Source organism: Oerskovia sp. NPDC060287 (assembly GCF_042726775.1).
GTDB lineage: Bacteria > Actinomycetota > Actinomycetes > Actinomycetales > Cellulomonadaceae > Oerskovia > Oerskovia merdavium.
Window position 1 is genome coordinate 1 of record NZ_JBHXBO010000071.1, and the last position, 18,932, is coordinate 18,932.

17 protein-coding genes and 2 pseudogenes are annotated in these 18,932 nt (G+C 73.0%); 7 read left to right on the top strand and 12 right to left on the bottom strand.

Features of this window, described 5'->3' with window-relative positions; genetic code table 11:
- Window positions 1–487 precede the first annotated feature (487 nt).
- From ACFWFR_RS08560 to ACFWFR_RS08595, 8 genes and pseudogenes are all read right to left on the bottom strand, one after another.
- Entirely contained in the window at window positions 488–1,486 is a 999-nt protein-coding gene (locus tag ACFWFR_RS08560) for a hypothetical protein (protein WP_377622436.1), read from the bottom strand.
- 106 nt (window positions 1,487–1,592) lie between these two features.
- Window positions 1,593–2,159 (bottom strand): DinB family protein, encoded by a 567-nt coding sequence (locus ACFWFR_RS08565; protein WP_377622437.1) that lies wholly within the window; start codon window positions 2,157–2,159, stop codon window positions 1,593–1,595.
- A gap of 46 nt (window positions 2,160–2,205) precedes the next feature.
- Window positions 2,206–2,502: a hypothetical protein gene (locus tag ACFWFR_RS08570; RefSeq protein ID WP_354508750.1), complete on the bottom strand. Its 297-nt coding sequence runs from the start codon at window positions 2,500–2,502 to the stop codon at window positions 2,206–2,208.
- 85 nt (window positions 2,503–2,587) lie between these two features.
- Window positions 2,588–4,030 carry a sugar porter family MFS transporter gene (locus tag ACFWFR_RS08575; RefSeq protein ID WP_377622439.1) on the bottom strand — a complete coding sequence of 481 codons (1,443 nt, stop codon included), beginning with the start codon at window positions 4,028–4,030 and terminating at the stop codon, window positions 2,588–2,590.
- A 169-nt stretch (window positions 4,031–4,199) separates the two neighbouring features.
- Window positions 4,200–4,391 (bottom strand): annotated as a pseudogene (locus tag ACFWFR_RS08580) (DUF779 domain-containing protein); the annotation flags it as partial.
- Between the two features lie 228 nt (window positions 4,392–4,619).
- Window positions 4,620–4,898: pseudogene (locus ACFWFR_RS08585) on the bottom strand (DUF779 domain-containing protein); the annotation flags it as partial.
- A gap of 102 nt (window positions 4,899–5,000) precedes the next feature.
- Window positions 5,001–6,524: an aldehyde dehydrogenase gene (gene adh, locus ACFWFR_RS08590; protein ID WP_056644733.1), complete on the bottom strand. Its 1,524-nt coding sequence runs from the start codon at window positions 6,522–6,524 to the stop codon at window positions 5,001–5,003.
- Between the two features lie 193 nt (window positions 6,525–6,717).
- Window positions 6,718–8,079, bottom strand: a complete 1,362-nt coding sequence (locus ACFWFR_RS08595; protein ID WP_377622440.1) for a transcriptional regulator — start codon at window positions 8,077–8,079, stop codon at window positions 6,718–6,720.
- A gap of 136 nt (window positions 8,080–8,215) precedes the next feature.
- Between ACFWFR_RS08595 and ACFWFR_RS08600 the strand changes: the two genes are divergently transcribed.
- From ACFWFR_RS08600 to ACFWFR_RS08630, 7 genes are all read left to right on the top strand, one after another.
- A complete protein-coding gene (locus tag ACFWFR_RS08600; protein WP_377622442.1) occupies window positions 8,216–8,821 on the top strand; it encodes a TetR/AcrR family transcriptional regulator in 606 nt (201 codons plus the stop codon).
- Between the two features lie 37 nt (window positions 8,822–8,858).
- Window positions 8,859–9,671 (top strand): CPBP family intramembrane glutamic endopeptidase, encoded by an 813-nt coding sequence (locus ACFWFR_RS08605; protein WP_377622443.1) that lies wholly within the window; start codon window positions 8,859–8,861, stop codon window positions 9,669–9,671.
- A gap of 356 nt (window positions 9,672–10,027) precedes the next feature.
- On the top strand, window positions 10,028–11,404 hold the full coding sequence (locus ACFWFR_RS08610; RefSeq protein ID WP_377622444.1) for an MFS transporter: 1,377 nt from the start codon (window positions 10,028–10,030) through the stop codon (window positions 11,402–11,404).
- Window positions 11,405–11,587: 183 nt separating this feature from the next.
- A complete protein-coding gene (locus ACFWFR_RS08615) occupies window positions 11,588–12,253 on the top strand; it encodes a heme oxygenase (biliverdin-producing) (protein WP_377622446.1) in 666 nt (221 codons plus the stop codon).
- A gap of 265 nt (window positions 12,254–12,518) precedes the next feature.
- Window positions 12,519–13,769 (top strand): hemin ABC transporter substrate-binding protein, encoded by a 1,251-nt coding sequence (locus ACFWFR_RS08620; protein WP_377622447.1) that lies wholly within the window; start codon window positions 12,519–12,521, stop codon window positions 13,767–13,769.
- On the top strand, window positions 13,766–15,025 hold the full coding sequence (locus ACFWFR_RS08625) for a FecCD family ABC transporter permease (RefSeq protein ID WP_377622448.1): 1,260 nt from the start codon (window positions 13,766–13,768) through the stop codon (window positions 15,023–15,025). The genes ACFWFR_RS08620 and ACFWFR_RS08625 overlap by 4 nt, the downstream gene beginning before the upstream one ends.
- Window positions 15,022–15,933, top strand: coding sequence for a heme ABC transporter ATP-binding protein (locus ACFWFR_RS08630; protein ID WP_377622450.1), 912 nt, complete (start codon window positions 15,022–15,024; stop codon window positions 15,931–15,933). The genes ACFWFR_RS08625 and ACFWFR_RS08630 overlap by 4 nt, the downstream gene beginning before the upstream one ends.
- A 76-nt stretch (window positions 15,934–16,009) precedes the next feature.
- Here ACFWFR_RS08630 and ACFWFR_RS08635 read toward each other — a convergent pair whose 3' ends face one another.
- The 4 genes from ACFWFR_RS08635 to ACFWFR_RS08650 all read right to left on the bottom strand — a co-directional run bounded on the left by ACFWFR_RS08635 (window position 16,010) and on the right by ACFWFR_RS08650 (window position 18,892).
- Window positions 16,010–16,807, bottom strand: a complete 798-nt coding sequence (locus tag ACFWFR_RS08635; RefSeq protein ID WP_377622451.1) for a MerR family transcriptional regulator — start codon at window positions 16,805–16,807, stop codon at window positions 16,010–16,012.
- Between the two features lie 293 nt (window positions 16,808–17,100).
- Complete coding sequence (locus tag ACFWFR_RS08640) at window positions 17,101–17,868, bottom strand: HAD hydrolase-like protein (RefSeq protein WP_377622453.1); 768 nt, start codon at window positions 17,866–17,868, stop codon at window positions 17,101–17,103.
- A gap of 98 nt (window positions 17,869–17,966) precedes the next feature.
- Window positions 17,967–18,299, bottom strand: coding sequence for a hypothetical protein (locus ACFWFR_RS08645; protein WP_377622455.1), 333 nt, complete (start codon window positions 18,297–18,299; stop codon window positions 17,967–17,969).
- Window positions 18,300–18,352: 53 nt separating this feature from the next.
- Complete coding sequence (locus ACFWFR_RS08650) at window positions 18,353–18,892, bottom strand: DinB family protein (RefSeq protein WP_377622456.1); 540 nt, start codon at window positions 18,890–18,892, stop codon at window positions 18,353–18,355.
- Window positions 18,893–18,932: the final 40 nt, after the last annotated feature.

Below are 18,932 nucleotides of genomic sequence, written 5' to 3' on the forward strand. Positions count from 1 at the left end.
CCTCGCTGATGACCGTGTGCCCTGTGTGGTCGGCCGCAGGGGTAGGCCGGCCGGGCTCCGCGTCGACGTCGCGGCTCGACGCCTCCCCCGCGACGTACCGAAGTCCGTCCCGGTCTCCTTGGGAGGTGTCTCTCACGATCGGTCTTCCGGTCCGCTGGAGACCTGCGTCGTCACCCGCAGCTCGGGGCCTTGCGGCCACGAGACGTCCCACCGTTTTCCGGTCGACCAGGGTCCCTCGGGGTTGTGGTTCCAGCGTCCTTGCCGGTCCGTCCTCCCGTGCGGGAGAGCGTCGTCGGGGCTGCCTCGTCCGTACCCGTCGGAGCCAACACTGTCGTTTCTAGTCCTGTGCCGGGGCCTGCGGCAAGACCTCTGCACGAGGTATTTCTGCCCGGGCCGAGACCACAGGTTCATCCACAACCGGAGGCGCGGTCTCGCGGAGTTACCCACAGGCTTGTGCACAGAATCTGTGGACAACTCTGGGAGCGGGTCACACCCAGAAGCGGGCCGTGCTCACCGCCGCGATGCGTTCGTCCACCTCCGCGGACGTCACCTCGAAGCCGCCGTCGTCCACGAGCACGCCGGCCGCCCGCCCCTGCAGGACCGACGCGAGCCGGGCCACCGAGGCCCGCATGCGCGAGCGCGCGATGAGGTGCAGACCCGACGGCTCCTCGACCTCGAGCTCGTACGAGTCCGCCGGCACCCAGCTCATGCGGTACGCGAACGGGCCGTACTCGCGCCAGTCCAGGGCCCCGAGCACGGCCGGGACCACGTCCACCTTGCGCACCACGACCCGCAGCGCGCCGTCGTACGCCGTCTCCCCGTCGAGCGCGAAGTCGACCAGCCGGTCCGGGCGCTCCACGACCTCCACGACGCGTGCGCCCGGCACGACGGTCTGCAGCGAACCGAGCGCGGCGTCGGGGGTCAGGGCCTGCGCGCTGTAGAGCGTCAGGTCGACCGCGGCCGCCGGCTCGGGCGCGAGCGGCACGACGCCGTCGACGAACAGCGTGCCCCCGACCTTGCGCGCCGCGGCCACCATCCACCGGACCACCCGCAGCTCCACGTCGTCCGGGAGCCCCGCGGCGAAGACCCGTGCCAGGCCGTCGCGGTCGTCGACCTCGGCCGGGAGCCGGTCGCGCGACCTGTGCGCGACGCGCACGGCCCACAGCTCCGCGACCGACGAGGCCAGGTCCAGCGCGAGCGACTGCGGAGCCGGGACCACGAACGGCCCCACGACCTCCACGCCCTCGGTGAGCCGCAGGACCCCGGGGCGACGGACGTCGTCGGGCACCACCCCGCGGAAGCGGGCACCCGCCATGGGACGCTCCGCCGGACCGCTCGACGGCTCGCTGACCCAGCCCGCCTCCGGGTACCAGGCCTGCGCGAGCGCCTCGATCCCCGGACGCGCCACGCCGCGCGAGCGCGGCAGCGCGAGCAGATGGTCACTGCTGTACATCTCGGGGACCGACCCCGTCAGAGGAAGCGTCATGACGTGACGCTAGACGGGTCGACGACCGCCAAGAATGCCGGGAGGTTACGGGCGTGGGTCGTGCGCGGGACGTCGGGCTCGCGGGGCGGGCCGGGCCGGAAGGGACTCAGGCGGTCGGCGCACCCACGTCGTGCAGGTGGTGGACCACGTCGTGCAGGAAGTACTGCCCGAGCGTGCGGACCGTGAAGACCGAGCCGTTCGAGCGGCGACCGGGACGCTCCCAGTCGTCGGGCCCGACGGCGTCGAACCGGCCCGCGACCCGGTCGCCCGCGAACGCGATCTCGCGCGAGAGCACCTGCGGGTCCTGGCTCGCGTAGTCGCCCTCGACCGCTGCCGCGTCCTGGTCCCAGTTCGCGAACTGCGGGTCGTCCCCCTCGACCATCGAGGCGAGCCGCACGTCGAAGATGCCGAACACGTCGCGCACGTGCGCCGCGTACTCGAGCGGCGACCACGTGTGCTCGTCCGGGCGCAGCGCCGCGTCGGGGCGCTCCAGGACCTCCTGCCAGCGCACGACCGACGACCGGACCGCAGGCCCGACCTGGTCCGGGTCCACGGCCGACGACACGAAGCCGCACTCGGGGCACGGGCGCTCGAGGACCCACGTCCAGTCCTTGGTGTCCGGGGTGATCCCTGCGGGGTCCTGCGGGGCGGGCTGGGCGGGCGTCGACGTCATGCACGGAATGGTAGGCCCGCAGGCCACCAGGGTGAACCCCCTGCGCTCAAGCGGCCGGCGGCGGGATCTCGTCGAGGAGCAGGACGTCGAGGGGCTCGCGCATCCACTCGTCGTACGGGACGCTCTGGAGCAGGTCGAACAGCGCGTCCTCACCCGCCGCGAAGGTCGCCGGCGACTCCCACGTGGTGGTCAGGACGACGCGCTCGCCGTCGCCCTCGGCCCACACCACGGCCTCGACGACCCCCGGGAGCACCCGGGCGGCCTCGGTCACGCGCTGGAGGAACGCGACCGTCTCGCCCCGGAACTCGTCCTTGGGGCGGTGCACGACGACCTGCGTGAACATCGGCGGCCCTCCCCAGGTTTCCGATCCAACGCTACGATTCCCGCCGGTACCTGGGGAAGCACCGCACAGGGTGAGATCCTGGGCTTCACCCCACCCGGGCGCCGTCGCCCATCTGCTCGAGGGTCCGCCCCTTGGTCTCGGGCAGGAAGCGCAGCACGAAGAACACCGCGAACGCCGAGATCGCCGCGAAGGTCCCGTACGTCGCAGGCAGCCCCCACGACTCGCTCACGACGGGGAAGGACCGGGTCACGCCGTAGTTCACGAACCACTGCACGGCCGTCGCCACCGCGAGCGCCGTCGCACGGATCGAGTTCGGGAACATCTCGCCCAGCAGGACCCAGCCGAGCGGCCCCCACGTGAGGCCGAACGAGACCACCATGAGGTTCACCGCCACGAGCGCGGTCATGGCCCACACCTGCGGGAAGACCAGCTCGCCCGCCGCCGACGTCGTCGCGTGACCGAACGCGAACGCCGTGACCGCGAGCGAGACCGCCATGCCGACCGACCCGGCCGCGAGCATGGGGCGACGCCCGAACCGGTCGGCGAGCATGATCGCGACGACCGTCACGACGATGTTGACCGCCGCGGTCACGAGCGACATGGTCAGCGCCCGGGCCTCGGTGAAGCCCACCGACTCCCACAGCGACGTCGAGTAGACGAAGACCGCGTTGATGCCGCTCAGCTGGATGAGTGCCGCGACGCCCAGCCCGATCCACACGATGGGCCTGAGCCCCAGGGCCGGGCCGCGCAGGTCGCGCAGCGACGTCGTCGCGTGCTCGCCGATCGACGTCCGGATCTCTTCCACGGTCTCGTCGACCTCGCGGTCGTCGACTCCCGTGAACCGCCGGAGGACGCGCTTGGCCTCGTCCTCACGCCCCTGCGCGACCAGGTACCGCGGGGACTCGGGCAGGCGGAACGCGGCCAGCGCGTAGAGGGCCGCGGGGACGAGCTCGCCGAGGAACATCCACCGCCAGGCCGGCAGGCCCGCCCACAGCTCGTGCGCCGCGCCCCCGGCCGCGCGGGACATCGCCAGCCCGGCCGCGAGCGCCACGAAGATCCCGACCGTGATGAAGAGCTGCTGGAGGCCGCCGAGGCGTCCACGGGCTCGCGCCGGGGCGACCTCCGCGATGTAGCCCGAGGCCATGACCGAGGCCGCACCGATCCCGATGCCCGCGACGAACCGCACGGGCAGGAGCAGGGCGACCGACGGCGTGAACGCCGCGAGCACCGCACAGCCGCCGAACAGCAGCGCCGAGAGGAGCATGACCCGCACGCGCCCGACCCGCTCCGCGACCGACCCCGCGAACCAAGCACCGACCGCGCAGCCCAGGAGCGACAGCGAGGCCACCATGCCGCGCATGCTCGCGGCCAGCTCGAAGTGCTCGCTCAGTGCACCGACGGCCGAGTTGACGACCGACGTGTCGAAGCCGAACAGGAGCCCGCCGAGAGCAGCCGCGAGGCAGGCGAGGACGACCTTGCCGGGAACTCGGGTGGGGGTTGGGGATGCCACGGGCGGTTCAGCACTCATGCTCGGAAGACTGCCATGGCGCGGGTGGCCGGGCGCGGTGACGAGGTGTGCTCGGCAGCCGGATGTGACGTTCGTCCTCGTGTGACGTGCACGACGTGCGCGCACCGCACGGGTGGGCCGGCGGGCACCCGACTGCGGGGCCCAGGACGGCGGGTCACAGGACGGCGGATCACAGCACCTGGCCGGCGAGCGCCTCCGACTCCTCGTCCGAGAACAGCCTCGACCGGATGATGAACCGCACGCCCTCGGGCGCCTCGACGCTGAACCCCGACCCTCGTCCCGGGACCACGTCGACCGTGAGGTGCGTGTGCTTCCAGTACTCGAACTGGTTGCGGCTCATCCAGAACGGCACGGTGAACGTCGGGCCACCGGCCCGCGTCCCGTCGCCCGCGAGCCCCGGCGCCACCGCAGGCTCGGACAGCACGTGACCCGAGACCACGGCCGACAGCACGGTCGCCGCCCCGCGGGCCGGCGTCGCGCCGTGCTCCGGGTCCACGGGTCCCGGCGGTACCGCGAGCGCAGGGTCGTCCGACAGTCCCCCGAGCGGCAGGGCGTCGGGCACCTCGGCCAGGGCCGAGTACGAGTCCGTGACCGTGAGGTCGCCCAGGTGCACGTCGGCGTCCGACGTGAGGAACTCGCCCTGCGGGTAGCACATGGGCGACGACCCGTCGCAGCACCCGCCGGACTGGTGGAACATGAGCTCGCCGTACTGGACGCGGAGCCGGGCGAGCAGCTCTGCCGCGCCCTCGGTGAGGGTCACGCGCCCAGGCAGTCCCTCGCTCGGTGCGGCGCCCGCCCCCCCGCCCGGCACGGTGCCCACCGCCCCCGGTGCGGTGACCTGCAGGGCGGGCGTGACGTCGTCGGGCATGGTTCCTTCTCCCCTCGTGGCGGACGGTCCGGACGGTGCGGCCGCCGTGCGCGGGGCCCGGGACGTCCCGGACCCCGCACACGACGGTCGCCTCCTGCAGGCCTAGAAGAAGCCGAGCTTCGAGGCCGAGTAGCTGACCAGGAGGTTCTTGGTCTGCTGGTAGTGGTCGAGCATCATCTTGTGGTTCTCGCGGCCCACGCCCGAGCCCTTGTACCCGCCGAACGCCGCCGCCGCGGGGTACGCGTGGTAGCAGTTCGTCCAGACGCGGCCCGCCTGGATCTCGCGGCCCGCCCGGTAGGCGATGTTGGCCTCGCGCGACCACACGCCCGCGCCCAGGCCGTACAGGGTGTCGTTCGCGACCGTGATCGCGTCGTCGAAGTCGGCGAAGTCCGTGACCGCGACGACGGGACCGAAGATCTCCTCCTGGAAGATCCGCATCGAGTTCTTGCCCTCGAAGATCGTCGGCGTCACGTAGTAGCCGCCCGCGAGGTCGCCGCTCATCTCGGCGCGCGTGCCGCCCGTGAGGACCTTGGCCCCCTCGGCCTTGCCGATGTCGATGTAGCTGAGGATCTTCTCGAGCTGGTCGTTGGACGCCTGCGCGCCGATCATGGTCTCGGTGTCCAGGGGGTTGCCCTGCTTGACGGCCTTGGTCCGCTCGATCGCGTCGCCCAGGAACGAGTCGTAGATCGACGACTGGATGAGCGCGCGCGACGGGCACGTGCACACCTCGCCCTGGTTGAGGGCGAACATCGTGAACCCCTCGAGGGCCTTGTCGTAGAAGTCGTCCTTCTCGCGCGCCACGTCCTCGAAGAACAGGTTGGGCGACTTGCCGCCCAGCTCGAGCGTGACCGGGATGATGTTCTGGCTCGCGTACTGCATGATGAGCCGGCCCGTCGTGGTCTCGCCCGTGAACGCGATCTTGCGGATGCGCGGGCTCGACGCGAGCGGCTTGCCCGCCTCGACCCCGAACCCGTTGACCACGTTGAGGACGCCCGGGGGCAGCAGGTCCCCGATGATGTCGATCAGGAACAGGATCGACGCGGGCGTCTGCTCGGCGGGCTTGAGGACCACGCAGTTGCCCGCCGCGAGCGCGGGGGCCAGCTTCCACACGGCCATGAGGATGGGGAAGTTCCACGGGATGATCTGCCCGACCACGCCCAGCGGCTCGTGGAAGTGGTACGCGATGGTGTCCTCGTCGATCTCGGAGATCGAGCCCTCCTGCGCGCGGATCGCGCCCGCGAAGTAGCGGAAGTGGTCGATCGCGAGCGGGATGTCCGCGGCGAGCGTCTCGCGCACGGGCTTGCCGTTCTCCCACGTCTCGGCGACCGCGATCTTCTCGAGGTTGGCCTCCATGCGGTCGGCGATCTTGTTGAGGATCACGGCGCGCTCGGTCGCCGTGGTCTTTCCCCAGGTGCGGGCGGCGCCGTGCGCGGCGTCCAGGGCGCGGTCGATGTCCTCGGCCGTCCCGCGCGCGACCTCGGTGAAGGTGCGGCCCGTGACGGGGCTCGGGTTCTCGAAGTACCGGCCGCTCGCCGGTGCGACGTACTCGCCGCCGATCCAGTGGTCGTAGCGGGACCTGTACTCGGCGATCGCCCCGGGGGTACCGGGTGCTGCGTAGACGGTCATGTGCGTCTGCCTCCTTGCAGTGCTCCGTGCCGTGCGTGGCCTGCGTGGTGTCGGCTGCCCGCCGGCCGACGCGGTCCACGGCCCGTGGCGCACCGTTGCGCCGGGTTGGTCAGGACGCTACGGGCGCCAGGGTTGCAGGAGGGTTGCAGTCAACCTGTCAGAACGAGCGCACGCCCCGGTCGGGGCGGGTACCTCAGCCCAGCGAGCGGTCCAGCAGCGCGAGACGCGCCCGGGCCCGCGCCGCGGCGGGGCTGCCCGGCGCGGCGAGGGCGGCGAGCCGGCGCCACGCCGCGTGGTCGTCGGCGCCCTCGTCGCTCGCGAGCCAGCGGCCCACGGCCCCCGGGTCGCCCGACGCGAGGACCGCCCCGCGCACCTCGGCCGAGAGCTCGTCGCGCAGCTGCTCGACACCCGGCGCGACCGACCGCGGCAGCACCGGCCCCGCGTACGCCGTGAGCGCCCCGTGCACGTCGCCCACCGCGAGCAGGTCACGGACGGTGTCGAGGTCCGTGCGCAGGAGCCCGCCCAGCCGGTACGGGCGCGAACCGCCCAGCAGCGGCCCCACGGCCCGCCGCAGGCGCGACACCTCCGCCCGCACCGTGACGTCCGACAGCTCGCCCGGGTGCAGCAGCACGGCCAGCTCGTCCGCACCGAGCCCCCGCGGGTGCGCCGCGAGCAGCAGGAGGATCTCGCTGTGGCGAAGGCTCAGGCGGCCCGACGGCGCAGCGTGCGTGCCGCCGTCGGGCACGGTCGCGTACGTGCCCGGGCCGGGCCACCCCGCCGCTGCTCCGGGCGCCGCCCGCAGCGTGCCCCCCGGACGTCCCAGGACGTCGAGCTGCGGGGCGCTCGCAGCCCCTGCGAGCCGACCGCCGGGCGGGACGTGCTCGGCGAGCTCGCGCTCGACCGCCGCGACCGACGCGCGCACGAGCGAGAGCACGAGACCCGACCCCGCAACCCGCCCTCCCGTGACGTCCAGGACCCCCAGGACACGGCCGGTGTGCAGGTCGCGCACGGGCACGGCCGCGCAGTTGAAGGACTGGACGGGGCGCGTGAAGTGCTCTGCACCCAGGACCTGGACCGGTCGGCCCGTCGCGAGGGCCGTCCCCGGAGCGTTGGTCCCGACGCGCTCCTCGCGCCACACCGCCCCCTCGACGAACCCGATGCGTCCCACCTGGTCACGCACGCTCGAGCTGCCCTCGACCCACAGGAGGCGACCGGCGTCGTCGGTCAGCGCGACGACCGCGCTCTCGCCCGCGAGGCCCGCGACCAGGAGGTCGCGCACGACCGGCATGGCTCGCGCGAGCGGGTGCTGCGACCGGTAGGCGCCGAGGTCGAGGTCGGTGATGGACGTGTCCGGCTGGGGCGAGTCGGGGTCGACGCCGCTGCGGGCGCTGCGGCGCCACGACTCGGCCACGAGGGGACGGATGCCGGGCGGGAGCGCGCCCGTGCTGAGGAAGGTCTCCCGGGCCGCGCGGACGGACGCGGGCCGGGCCGGGTCGCTGGGGCCGTCCCCTGCGTCGGGGCCGTCGGGGCGGGCGGGTGCACGATGGTCGGTCATGATCGCCTTCCTCCGACGTCCTTGTCGGGTCGATCCGGGGCTGCTGCCAGTGTAGGCAGCCGGATCGCGGGGTGGGCTCAGGAGCCGCAGGATCCTGCGAATTAGCATTCTGACAGCAAGTGCCTATGATGTCAGCATGCCGAAGATCATCGGCGGTTCGCTCCACGAGCACCGCGCACAGACCCGTCAGAAGCTCTTCGCGGCGCTCTCGAACCTCATGATGGACCGCGGTTTCGACGCGATCTCGCTCGCGGACATCGCCGCCGCCGCGGGCGTGGGACGCACCGCGGTGTACAACCACTTCCCCGACAAGGAGTCGCTGCTCCTGGGGTTCATCACGCACGAGACCGAGCAGTACGTCGGCACCCTGGAGCGCGCGCTGGAGGGCGTCGACGACCCGGTCGAACAGCTCCGCACCTACATCCGTCAGCAGGCGCAGCTCAAGCGGGTCTTCCACCTGGCCCCCGGGCCGGACCTGCGCACCGTGCTCTCGCGCGGCACGCAGCAGCGCCTGCGCGAGCACGCCGTGATCGTCGAGGACACGTTGCGTCGCATCCTGACCGCGGGCATCGCGTGCGGCGAGTTCCCCGAGCAGGACCTCAGCACCACGGTCCAGCTCGTCAACGCGTGCCTCTCGGGCCGCCTCATCCCCGAGGACCCCGCCCAGCGCGAGCGCGCGATCGAGGCCACCGAGGCGTTCGTCCTGCGGGCCGTCGGGACGCAGGAGCTCGTGGCCGGTTGAGATTGACACCCCGCGCGACGGGCTGCGAGCCTGCGGCGTGACCTCGACCGCCCCAGCACCTCGCGCCTTCCTCGTCCCGACCCTCACGTTCGTCGTGCTGACGTTCGTCGCGTCGGGCGCGATGCTCCTCCTCCAGCCGGTCTCGGGGATCGACCCGGGCGTGCTCCCGCTGGTCCAGCTCGCTCCCGCAGTCGGGGCCGGGCTCACGTTCGCGATCTTCCGGGGGCGCCTCGCGCCGCTGCTGCCGGGCGCCGTCCCTCGCCGCCAGGTCGTCGCCCACCTCGTCCTCGCGTTCGCGGCGTGCCTGCTCTACTGGGGCGTGCTCGTCGTGACGCTCCTGGTGCAGGGCGAACCCCTCGCAGGGGTGCACGCGACCGCGGGCGTGCCGTTCGTGCTGCTGCTCCTCACCTACCTCGTGGGTGCGGCCGGCGAGGAGATCGGGTGGCGCGGCATGCTCCAGCCGCTGCTCGAGAACCGGTTCTCGCTCCTGGTCGCGAGCGTCGTGACCGGCCTCGTGTGGGGCGTGTGGCACGTGCAGATCTTCACCGCGGGGCCGGTCGTGATCGTGGGCTTCCTGCTCGCGACCGTGGCCCTGTCGGTGCTCGTGGGGCACTTCGGGCGAGGAACCGTGGGGCAGCGCGTCGCGCTCGCGACCCTCGTGCACTGGCTCGTGAACGTCGCCCTGCTGCTCACCCTCGGGGACCGGCACTCGACCCCCGAAGGAACTGTCGCGAACGCGATCGCCGCGCTCGTGACCACGGCCGTCTTCATGGCCATGTTCGCCGCAGCCCAGCGCAAGCGCGGCAAGAGCGCGCTCGTGGCGCGCCGGACGCAGGACGTCGCGGCGTAGGACAGCCCCGCGGGGCGGTCCTGCGCGCCTGGCGCCGACGTCTGGCGCACCCGCGGCGGGAGCCGCCGCCAGCCTCTCACGTGGTGCCGCTGGTCTTCCCGGCCCGACCCGCTTCGTCCTGCCGCGCCGGCGCCCACCGACGTCTCTCGCCGTCAGGCCTCTCCCCCAGGGGTGTGTTTCTGCGGAGCCGCAACAATTGTTGCGGCTCCGCGGAAGACGAACCCTCCCGGAGCCGCCAGGATCCACTGCCGGGCCGCGGCTCGGACAAGACCGCACCCGACGGCCCGGCCCCGGCTCCGCCGTCGGGCCGGTGACCTCCGCGCACAGCCCTGCGGCAGGGAGCCTAGAGTTCTCCGGTGCCCCCCGCAGAACCCCCACCCCCCGCTGACGCTGCCCGGACGCCGGCCGGGCAGCCCGACGAACCCGCGCGCCGCGGGCGCGGCCGGTCCTTCACCAACGTCTTCACCGCGAACATCAGCTCGAGCCTGGCCGACGGGATCGCGCGCGTCGCCGCGCCCCTCCTCGCGGCCCGCCTCACGGACGACCCCTTGCTCATCGCAGGCATCGCGGCCGTCGCGATGCTGCCGTGGCTGTTCTTCGCGATCCCGTCCGGGGTGCTGCTCGACCGGATCGACCGTCGCCACGCCATGGCGATCGCGAACGGCACCCGGACCCTCCTCGCGGTCACGCTCCTCACGCTCTTCGCGACCGACACCCTGACCATCTGGTGGCTGTACGCGGTGATCTTCGCGTACGGCGCGCTCGAGACCCTCTACGACGGCGCGATCCGGGCCGTCGTCCCCGCGATCGTGCGCCGCGCGGACCTGCCGCGTGCCAACTCCCGCATCGAGGCGGGCGAGCTCGTCGTCCAGAACTTCCTCGCGGTGCCCGTGACGTCGGCGCTGTTCGCGGTCGCGGTCGTGATCCCGCTGGGCATCGGCGCCCTGTCCTACGCGGTCGCGGGGGTGCTCGCGTTCTTCCTGCCCGCCGCCGCGGCCGGCGCCCACCGCGCGCGCCGACGCCGGGTCGACGACGCACCCGTCGCCGCCACGGGCGCACCGCACGACGACGCCGGGACGCCCGCGCTCCCGTCCGTCCGTGCGACGTTCGCGCACCAGCTCACCGACGGCTTCCGCTTCATCATGAGCCACCCGATGCTGCGGCCCCTGTGGTTCCTCAGCATCCTGATCGCGCTGTTCTTCTCGGCGGCGATCGCGACGGACGTGCTCTTCGTGCTCGAGCGCCTCGACGTGCCCGAGCAGTGGTTCGGGGTGTTCATGCTGTCGGGCGCCGTCGGGGGCATCGTCGGCGCCGTGGTCGTGAGCCCGCTCAAGGTCCGGTTCGGCGCCGGGCCCGTCATGGCCGCGGCGAACTTCGTGGGCCCGGTCGCGCTCGTCGTCATGGGCTTCTTCCCGACGATCCCGGTCGCGGTCGTGTGCTTCGCGGTGTCGTTCGGGTCGACGTCGGTGTGGAACGTCCTGGTCATGTCGCTGCGCCAGGCCGCGATCCCGGGCCACCTGCTGGGGCGCGTGCACGGGACGTGGCGCACGCTGCTCTGGGGCACCATGCCGCTCGGCTCGTTGCTGGGCGGCCTGCTCGCCCGGATCGACCTGACGACACCGCTGCTCGTCGCGGGCGGGCTCACGGTCGTGGTGGCCGCGGTCGGGTACCGGTTCCTGCACGGCCTGCCCAACCCCGAGGACGTCGCGGAGCACGCCCTGCCCACGAGGTGACACCGCGCCCCCAGGACCAGTCCGTGAGATCTCCCCCACAGAGCATAGGTAAACCTCACCTCACTGTTGTATCGTTCCTGACGCGACGTCATGACGATGTGTCACCACACCGTGGACCCTGCGCCGAACCCGGCGCACGTGCCGACGTCGTGCACGTGACACGACGAACCGCAGGAGCCCCTCGTGACCGCTGAGACCCTTCCCGCCACCGACGCCGCACCCGCGACCCTGTCGCTGCGCCTGCGCGAGGGCACCCGCCCCGAGCACGAGCAGGCCGAGACCACGGGCTTCGTCGAGAAGCTCATGGGGGGCGAGCTCGACGTCGCCGCCTACACGGACCTCGCCGCGCAGCAGTTCGCGATCTACGGTGCGCTCGAGCAGGCCAGCGCCCAGATCCGCGACGACGCCCAGGGCGCGACCCTCGTGTTCGACGAGCTGACCCGCACCCCCTCGATCGAGAAGGACCTCGCGTTCCTCGTCGGGCCCGACTGGGCCACCGAGATCCGCATCCTGCCCGCGACCGAGGCGTACGTGGCCCGGCTGCTCGAGGTCGGCACGTCGCTCTCGGCCTACGCCGCGCACGCCTACACGCGCTACCTGGGCGACCTGTCGGGCGGCCAGATCATCAAGCGCATGATGGAGCGCCACTACGGGCTCGGCCCCGACGGCCTCGCGTTCTACACGTTCGACGAGATCCCCAAGGCCAAGCCGTTCAAGGACGTCTACCGCGAGCGCCTCGACTCCCTGGACCTCACGGACGAGCAGCTCGCCGAGACGGTCGAGGAGGCCAAGCTCGCGTTCCGCCTCAACAGCGCGCTGTTCGCGGAGCTCGGCGCGGTCCACTGCTGACCGTGCGGTGAGCATGCGGTCGACGTCCGTCGACCCTGCGGTGGGCGTCGAGATTCCTTGGATCCTCGGCGCCCACCGCACGTTCGGCGCCGCGAGCCGGCCGCGCACGACCGCCGGCAGCACCTCCGGGACCGCCGGCAGCGTCTCCAAGATCACAGAAGATCCCGTGGACCGGCACCCCTGCCGAGGCCCTGCATAGGTTAGCCTCAACTTACCCGGAGCCGCCTTCTCGCAGGGGCGGCCGATCCCTGCTGGAGCCCTTGTGATGTCGCACCCTGCCCGCGTCCCCTCCCCCGAGCGTCCGCGCGGCCCGCTGTCGCGCGGCCTGCGCCGATCGTCGTTCGCGGGCGTCGCCACGCTCGCCGCGGTGCTGCTCGCCGCAGGATGCGCCCCGCTCCCGTACGAGCCGGAGGGCCCGACGACGGCGCCCACCTCGAGCGGGTCGGCCACCCCGGACGCCCCCACCGAGGCCGTCGCCCTGGACGCCTGCGCGGCCCTCGAGACGGGCGAGCGCCCCACCGTGGACCCCGCGACGTTCCCGACCGGCCCGACGACGGCGACGTTCGCCGACAACGTGATCGACCCGATCGTCTCGGCACCGACCCCGACGCTGCCCGTGACCGTGCAGTCGTTCGACGGCCGCGAGGTCACCGTGACCGATGCCTCGCGCATCATCGCGGTGGACCTGTACGGCACGCTCGGTGAGATCGTCTACAGCCTGGGCCTGGGCGCGAACGTGGTGGGCCGCGACCTGCCCACGGGCTTCCCCGAGGCCGCCGACGTCCCCGTCGTGACCGGCGCGGGCCACGCCCTCAACATCGAGACCATCCTCGGCCTGAACCCGAGCGTCATCCTGACCGACGCCACGCTCCTCACCGACACCGCACGCTCGCAGCTCGAGTCCTCGGGGATCCCGGTCGTGTACTTCGACGAGGCCCGCACGCTCGACGGGATCGACGACCGCATCACCGCGGTCGCGACCACGCTCGGTGTCCCTGACGCCGGGGCGGCGCTCGTCGAGCGCACCGACCAGCAGATCTGTGCGGCACTCGCCGGGGTCCCCGCGGACACGGGCAACCCGCTCGTCGCGTTCCTGTACCTGCGCGGGTCGAACATCAAGATGCTGTTCGGGCCGGGCTCGGGCGCCGACGACCTGATCCGCGAGATCGGCGGCACGGACGCGGGCACCGCGATCGGCCTCACCCAGGAGTACGCGCCCGTCACGAGCGAGGCCATCATCTCGGCGGCCCCGGCCGCCTACCTCGTCATGACAGACGGCCTCGAGTCGAGCGGCGGTCTCGACGCCATGATGGCCATCCCTGGCCTCGCGCAGACCCCGGCAGGCCAGGACCAGCGCGTGATCGACATGGACGGCAGCCGCCTGCTGACGTTCGGCCCCCGCACGGGCGAGACCATCGCGTCGCTCGTCGAGGCGTTCTACGGCGTCCCGGCGCCGGACATCAGCGCGGTCGGCTCGGCCGACACCGCGGCGGCCGCAGGGTCGACCGCCCCGTGACGCCGACCTCCCGCCCCGCCGGCCCGACGACGACACCCACCACCTCCGGCTCCCTCACCACCGCGCAACGCACGACCGCCCCGCGCACCGCGGACGGGACGACCACGGGCAGCGGCGAGCCGGGCTCCCCGGCGCGCGGCGCCGTCGGGCCGGACCCCTCCTCCCGCGGCACCGCGAACGGTGAGAGCCCCGCCCCCGCGCTCCCCGCCGTCGGGCGCGGGCGACGACGCGCCGCGACCTGGCTCATGATCGGCCTCGGCGTCGCGCTGCTCGTCCTCACCGTGCTCTCGGGCATGACCGGGCAGGTGCCCGTGTCGCCCGCCGAGGTCCTCGGCTCGCTCATGCACCACATGGGCCTCGACATCGGGCCCATGCCCTCGCACCCGCAGGGCGAGAACACGCTCTGGGTCGTGCGCTTCCCGCGCGTCGTCCTGGCGATCCTGGTCGGGGCCGCGCTCGCCTGCTCGGGCGCGCTCATGCAGGGCGTGTTCGGCAACCCGCTCGCCGAGCCCGGCGTGATCGGCGTCTCCGCCGGCGCGGCCGTGGGCGCGTGCGCGGTCATCGTCACCGCCGGCTCGCTCGTCTCGGGGACCTGGGTCGCCGCGGCCGCCTTCCTGGGCGGACTGATCACGACGTTCGTCGTCTACGCGCTCTCGCGGTCCGGCGGACGCACCGAGGTCGTGACGCTCGTGCTCACCGGCATCGCGGTCAACGCGTTCGCGGGCGGGCTGCTCGCGTTCTTCACGTTCGTCGCCGACCCGGCCGCGCGCGAGCAGATCGTGTTCTGGCAGCTCGGCTCGCTCGGCGGGGCCACGTGGGGATCGGTCGCGGTGGTCGCGCCCATCGCGATCGTCGGCGTGACCGGCGCGATGCTGCTGCGCCGCCAGCTGGACCTCCTGTCGCTGGGCGAGCGTGCCGCGCAGCACCTGGGCGTCGACGTCGAACGGCTGCGACAGATCGTGATCGTGCTCGTCGCGCTGCTCGTCTCGGCCGGGGTCGCGTTCACCGGGATCATCGCGTTCGTCGGGCTCGTGGTGCCGCACCTGGTCCGCATGGTCTGCGGGCCGAGCCACCGCTGGCTCATCCCCGCGTCGGCGCTCGGCGGGGCCGTGGTCCTGCTGCTCGCGGACCTCGTCTCGCGCACCGCGGTCGCGAACGTCGAGCTGCCGCTCGGCATGATCACCTCGCTCGTGGGCGGGCCGTTCTTCTTCTACCTGCTGCGCCGCACGCGCTCTCGCCAGGGAGGCTGGGCATGAGCCGCGGGACCTCAGGGATCGTGGAGCTCGAGTCGCGCCACGAGGGCAGCAGCTTCTGGTCGTCGCTCCGGACCGCGGTCACGGGGCGGCGGCGCACGTCGCGCCTGCCGGGCGCTCCCGAGCCCGGCACGGTCGTGACCGAGGCGCGCGGAGCGACGCTCTCGCTCGACGGGACCCCCGTGCTGCGCGACGTGTCGGTCGCGGTGCGGGCCGGCGAGGTCCGGGCGCTGCTCGGGCCGAACGGCGCGGGCAAGTCGTCGCTGCTCGGTGCGCTCACGGGCGACCTGCCGCTCGACGGCGGGTCCGTCCTGGTCGACGGCGCCCCGCTCGGGTCGTGGACCGCGACCGAGCTCGCGATGCGCCGGGCCGTGCTCATGCAGCAGATCCACCTCAGCTTCCCGTTCACGTCGCTCGACGTCGTGCAGATGGGCCGCGCACCCTGGCGCGGGACGCCCCTCGAGGAGACCGACGACCAGGTGGTCGCCGACTCGCTCGCCGCGACCGACGTGTCCCACCTCGCCGACCGGCACTTCCCGTCGCTGTCCGGGGGCGAGAAGGCGCGCGTCGCGCTCGCGCGCGTCCTGGCCCAGCGGACCGGGCTGCTCATGCTCGACGAGCCGACCGCCGCGCTCGACCTCAAGCACCAGGAGCTCGTGCTGCAGATCGCGCGCCGCCACGCGGCGGCCGGGGGTGCCGTGGTCGTCGTCGTGCACGACCTGGGGCTCGCGTCGGCCTACGCGGACCAGGTCACGCTCATGGCTCGCGGCCGCGTGGTCGCCGACGGGGCACCCGCCGAGGTGCTGACGGCCGAGCGGCTGAGCGAGGTGTACGACTACCCGGTCGAGGTCGTCGAGCACCCGGGCGGCGGGGCGCCGATCATCCTGCCGGCACGGGCCCTGAGCCACTGACGGCTCCGACGCCGACGCCGACGCCGAGGTAGAACGTCGTGGCGGGTGTGGCAGGGAGGCCGGTGCGGCCGGTGACCTACAGGTTCCGGTCCGCGTACACCGCGAGCGCGTCCCGCACGAACGTGGCCCCCTCGACGCCGCCGTAGCTCGCGGCGAACCGCTCGTCGGCCACGTACATCTCTCCGAGCCCGACGACGTACTCCCTGACCGGCGCCGAGCCGTGCCCCGGGGTGCCCGGGATCCCGCTCAGCCACTCGACGTGCCTGCGCGCGAGCGCCTGCGCCTCGTCTCCGTCGGGCGCGACGCCTGCCGCAGCGGCGGCCGCCCAGTCGGCGGCCAGCTGCCGGGTCCGGTCCTGGTACGCCGCCTTGTCCTGCGCGGACAGCCCGCGCCACCAGGCGTCGCCCGTCCGGTAGGCCTCGGCGCCCCACCGCTCGGTGACCTCTGCCTCGTGCTTCGTGTGGTCGAACCCGTCGAACATCTCGTCCGCCATGAGTCGCCCACCTCCTTCCATGGTCGTGATCGTGCGCTCGACCGACGCGATCTGTCGTGTCAGCCGCTGCTGCTCGGCCCGCAGGGCGTCCAGATGGGTCCGCAGGGCCCCCGCCTGCACGGCCGGGCTCGCCTCACCGTCCCGATCCAAGATCTCGGCGACGGCCGGGAGGCCCACGCCGAGGTCCCGCAGGAGGAGGATCCGCTGGAGGCGCACGAGCGCGGGCCCGTCGTAGTACCGGTAGCCGTTGTGCCCGACCCTGCTGGGCACGAGCAGCCCGATCGCGTCGTAGTGACGCAGCGTGCGGCTCGTGGTCCCGGCGAGGCGGGCGATCTCCTGGATCGACCAGTCGGTCGGGGCCTGCGGTGCGTTGGCGGTCATGCGCTCCTCCTTCCTGGAGGGTCGGGGCGGAAGCCCACGACGACGCGCGCCGTCGTGGGCTGCGGGTTCTGCAGGCCTCGGGTGAGGCAGCACGATCGACCCTAGAAGTTGACGCTACGTCAAGGTCAACCCTGTGTCTGCGGACTCGATGTCGGAAGTGCACGGTGGGATGCGCCGGTGCACTCCTGACGACCGATCCTTGCGCTCCTGAAGGGTCCGCGCGTCACACCCTTCGGTCCGACTCTCGCGACTCCCGTGGTTCTCGCGGCCTCGCTCTTCACCGCCCGACGGCGTCACTCGCCTCGCAGCGCCCGCGCCAGCTCGTCGGCGCTCGCCACGACCGCGAGCGCGCCCGCGTCCTCGAGCTCCCCCGGCTCGGCGTACCCCCACGAGACGCCGAGGCAGCCGATGCCGTGCGCAGCGGCCCCCAGCACGTCGTGCTCGCGGTCGCCGACCATGACGATCTCCTCGCGCGGCGGCAGGCCGTCGGGAACGGACCCGACACGCCCCGCTCCCGGAGCTTCCTCGCTCTCCGAGACCGCCGGGGCTGCCGATGCTGCCGGGACCGCCACGCCGTCGGACACCGCGAGCGACGCGAGCGCGTGCTCGATCACGTCCGCCTTGGTGCCGCGCGATCCGTCGAGGGTCGCGCCGTAGACCCCCTCGACCAGGTCGTCGATCCCGAAGTGCGCGGTGATGCGGCGCGCGTAGACCTCGGGCTTGGAGGTCGCGACCGCGAGCCGGACGCCTGCGGCGCGCGCCGCCGTCAGGCACTCCAGGATCCCCGGGTAGAGCGAGTTGTCGAGCATGGCTCCGGCCGCGTAGACCTCGCGGTACGCCGCGAGGGCCTCCGGGACCCGGTCGACGGGGACCCCGTGCAGCGCGAACGTCTCGTGGAGCGGAGGGCCGACGAAGCGCCGCAGGGTCTCGTCGGTCGGGGTCTCGATCCCCAGGGTCGCGTAGGCGTGCCGGACCGAGGAGAGGATGCCGGGAGCCGAGTCGGTCAACGTCCCGTCGAGGTCGAGGAGGGCCAGTCGATAGGGAGGGTTCGCGGTGGTCACGGGATCGATTCTGCCGTGCGCCAAGGACGCACGGCCGCCGAGGTAGAGCCCTCCCGTCGAGACAGAGGGTCCGGGCCCTCTACCTCGACGCCGGCCCTCTATCTCGGTGTCGAGGTCGGGTCCGCCCCGGTACCGACGTCACCGCCCCGACGCCGGGCGACCGCCCACCCCGCGACGAAGCCGAGCACCAGGAGCCCTGCCCCCAGCGCGACGAACCCGAGGACCTGGGACCACGGGCGGGAGGGGTAGAGCGTCTCCCCCGACAGCGGTGCGTACGCGAACCACCCGAACGAAGCAGCACCGTAGGAGCGCGACGCGAACCACACCCCGACGCCGACGAGCAGCACTCCGGCGACGAACCCGAGCACCTCGCCTCGCCCCAGCCCGCGGGGAGGTGTTCGTGCGGGTTCAGGGACGGGGGACGTGGTCATGCCGGACATCCTGGCGTGACCGCCGGGAGGCCGCAACGGCCCGCGCCGGGCACCTACTCCCCGGCGCTGCCGTCGATCGCCTCGCGGATCAGGTCGGCGTGCCCGTTGTGCCGCGAGTACTCCTCGATCATGTGGATCAGGATCCACCGCAGGTTCCAGCGGTCGCCGTCACGGGCCGCCCGCACCGAGCGGGTGTCGAGCCCGGCGCCCTCCGGGTCCGCCAGGGTCTGCGCCACGACCGCGTCCGAGGCATCGATCGCCCGGTCGAGAAGCCCCCAGAGCTCGGTCGCGGTCTCACCGGCGGCACTGTGCCAGTCCCAGTCCGCGTCGGCGTCCCAGTCGACGGTGTCGAAGGGCGGCAGCGCCGGGCCATCCTGGAAGATCTCCGTGAACCAGTACGACTCGACGAACGCAAGGTGCTTGAGCATCCCACCCAGGGTCATGGTCGACGGGCCATGCTTCTGGTCGAGCTGCGTGGCGTCGAGGTCAGCCGTCTTCCAGCGCAGCGTCTCGCGGTGAAACGTGAGGAAGCCGCGGAGGAGAGTCAGCTCGTCTCCCGAGCGTGGCGGATCCGTGCGCGGGTCGGTGATCATGTGACACGACCCTAGCCGGACCTTCGTGTCACCCGTGACA

Bases quoted from the DNA above. Each gene is read 5' to 3' on its own strand.
- ACFWFR_RS08560 (WP_377622436.1), bottom strand. From the start codon at position 1,486: ATGACGCTTCCTCTGACGGGGTCGGTCCCCGAGATGTACAGCAGTGAC.
- ACFWFR_RS08565 (WP_377622437.1), bottom strand. From the start codon at position 2,159: ATGACGTCGACGCCCGCCCAGCCCGCCCCGCAGGACCCCGCAGGGATC.
- ACFWFR_RS08570 (WP_354508750.1), bottom strand. From the start codon at position 2,502: ATGTTCACGCAGGTCGTCGTGCACCGCCCCAAGGACGAGTTCCGGGGC.
- ACFWFR_RS08575 (WP_377622439.1), bottom strand. From the start codon at position 4,030: ATGAGTGCTGAACCGCCCGTGGCATCCCCAACCCCCACCCGAGTTCCC.
- adh (WP_056644733.1), bottom strand. From the start codon at position 6,524: ATGACCGTCTACGCAGCACCCGGTACCCCCGGGGCGATCGCCGAGTAC.
- ACFWFR_RS08595 (WP_377622440.1), bottom strand. From the start codon at position 8,079: ATGACCGACCATCGTGCACCCGCCCGCCCCGACGGCCCCGACGCAGGG.
- ACFWFR_RS08600 (WP_377622442.1), top strand. From the start codon at position 8,216: ATGCCGAAGATCATCGGCGGTTCGCTCCACGAGCACCGCGCACAGACC.
- ACFWFR_RS08620 (WP_377622447.1), top strand. From the start codon at position 12,519: ATGTCGCACCCTGCCCGCGTCCCCTCCCCCGAGCGTCCGCGCGGCCCG.
- ACFWFR_RS08630 (WP_377622450.1), top strand. From the start codon at position 15,022: ATGAGCCGCGGGACCTCAGGGATCGTGGAGCTCGAGTCGCGCCACGAG.
- ACFWFR_RS08635 (WP_377622451.1), bottom strand. From the start codon at position 16,807: ATGACCGCCAACGCACCGCAGGCCCCGACCGACTGGTCGATCCAGGAG.
- ACFWFR_RS08645 (WP_377622455.1), bottom strand. From the start codon at position 18,299: ATGACCACGTCCCCCGTCCCTGAACCCGCACGAACACCTCCCCGCGGG.
- ACFWFR_RS08650 (WP_377622456.1), bottom strand. From the start codon at position 18,892: ATGATCACCGACCCGCGCACGGATCCGCCACGCTCGGGAGACGAGCTG.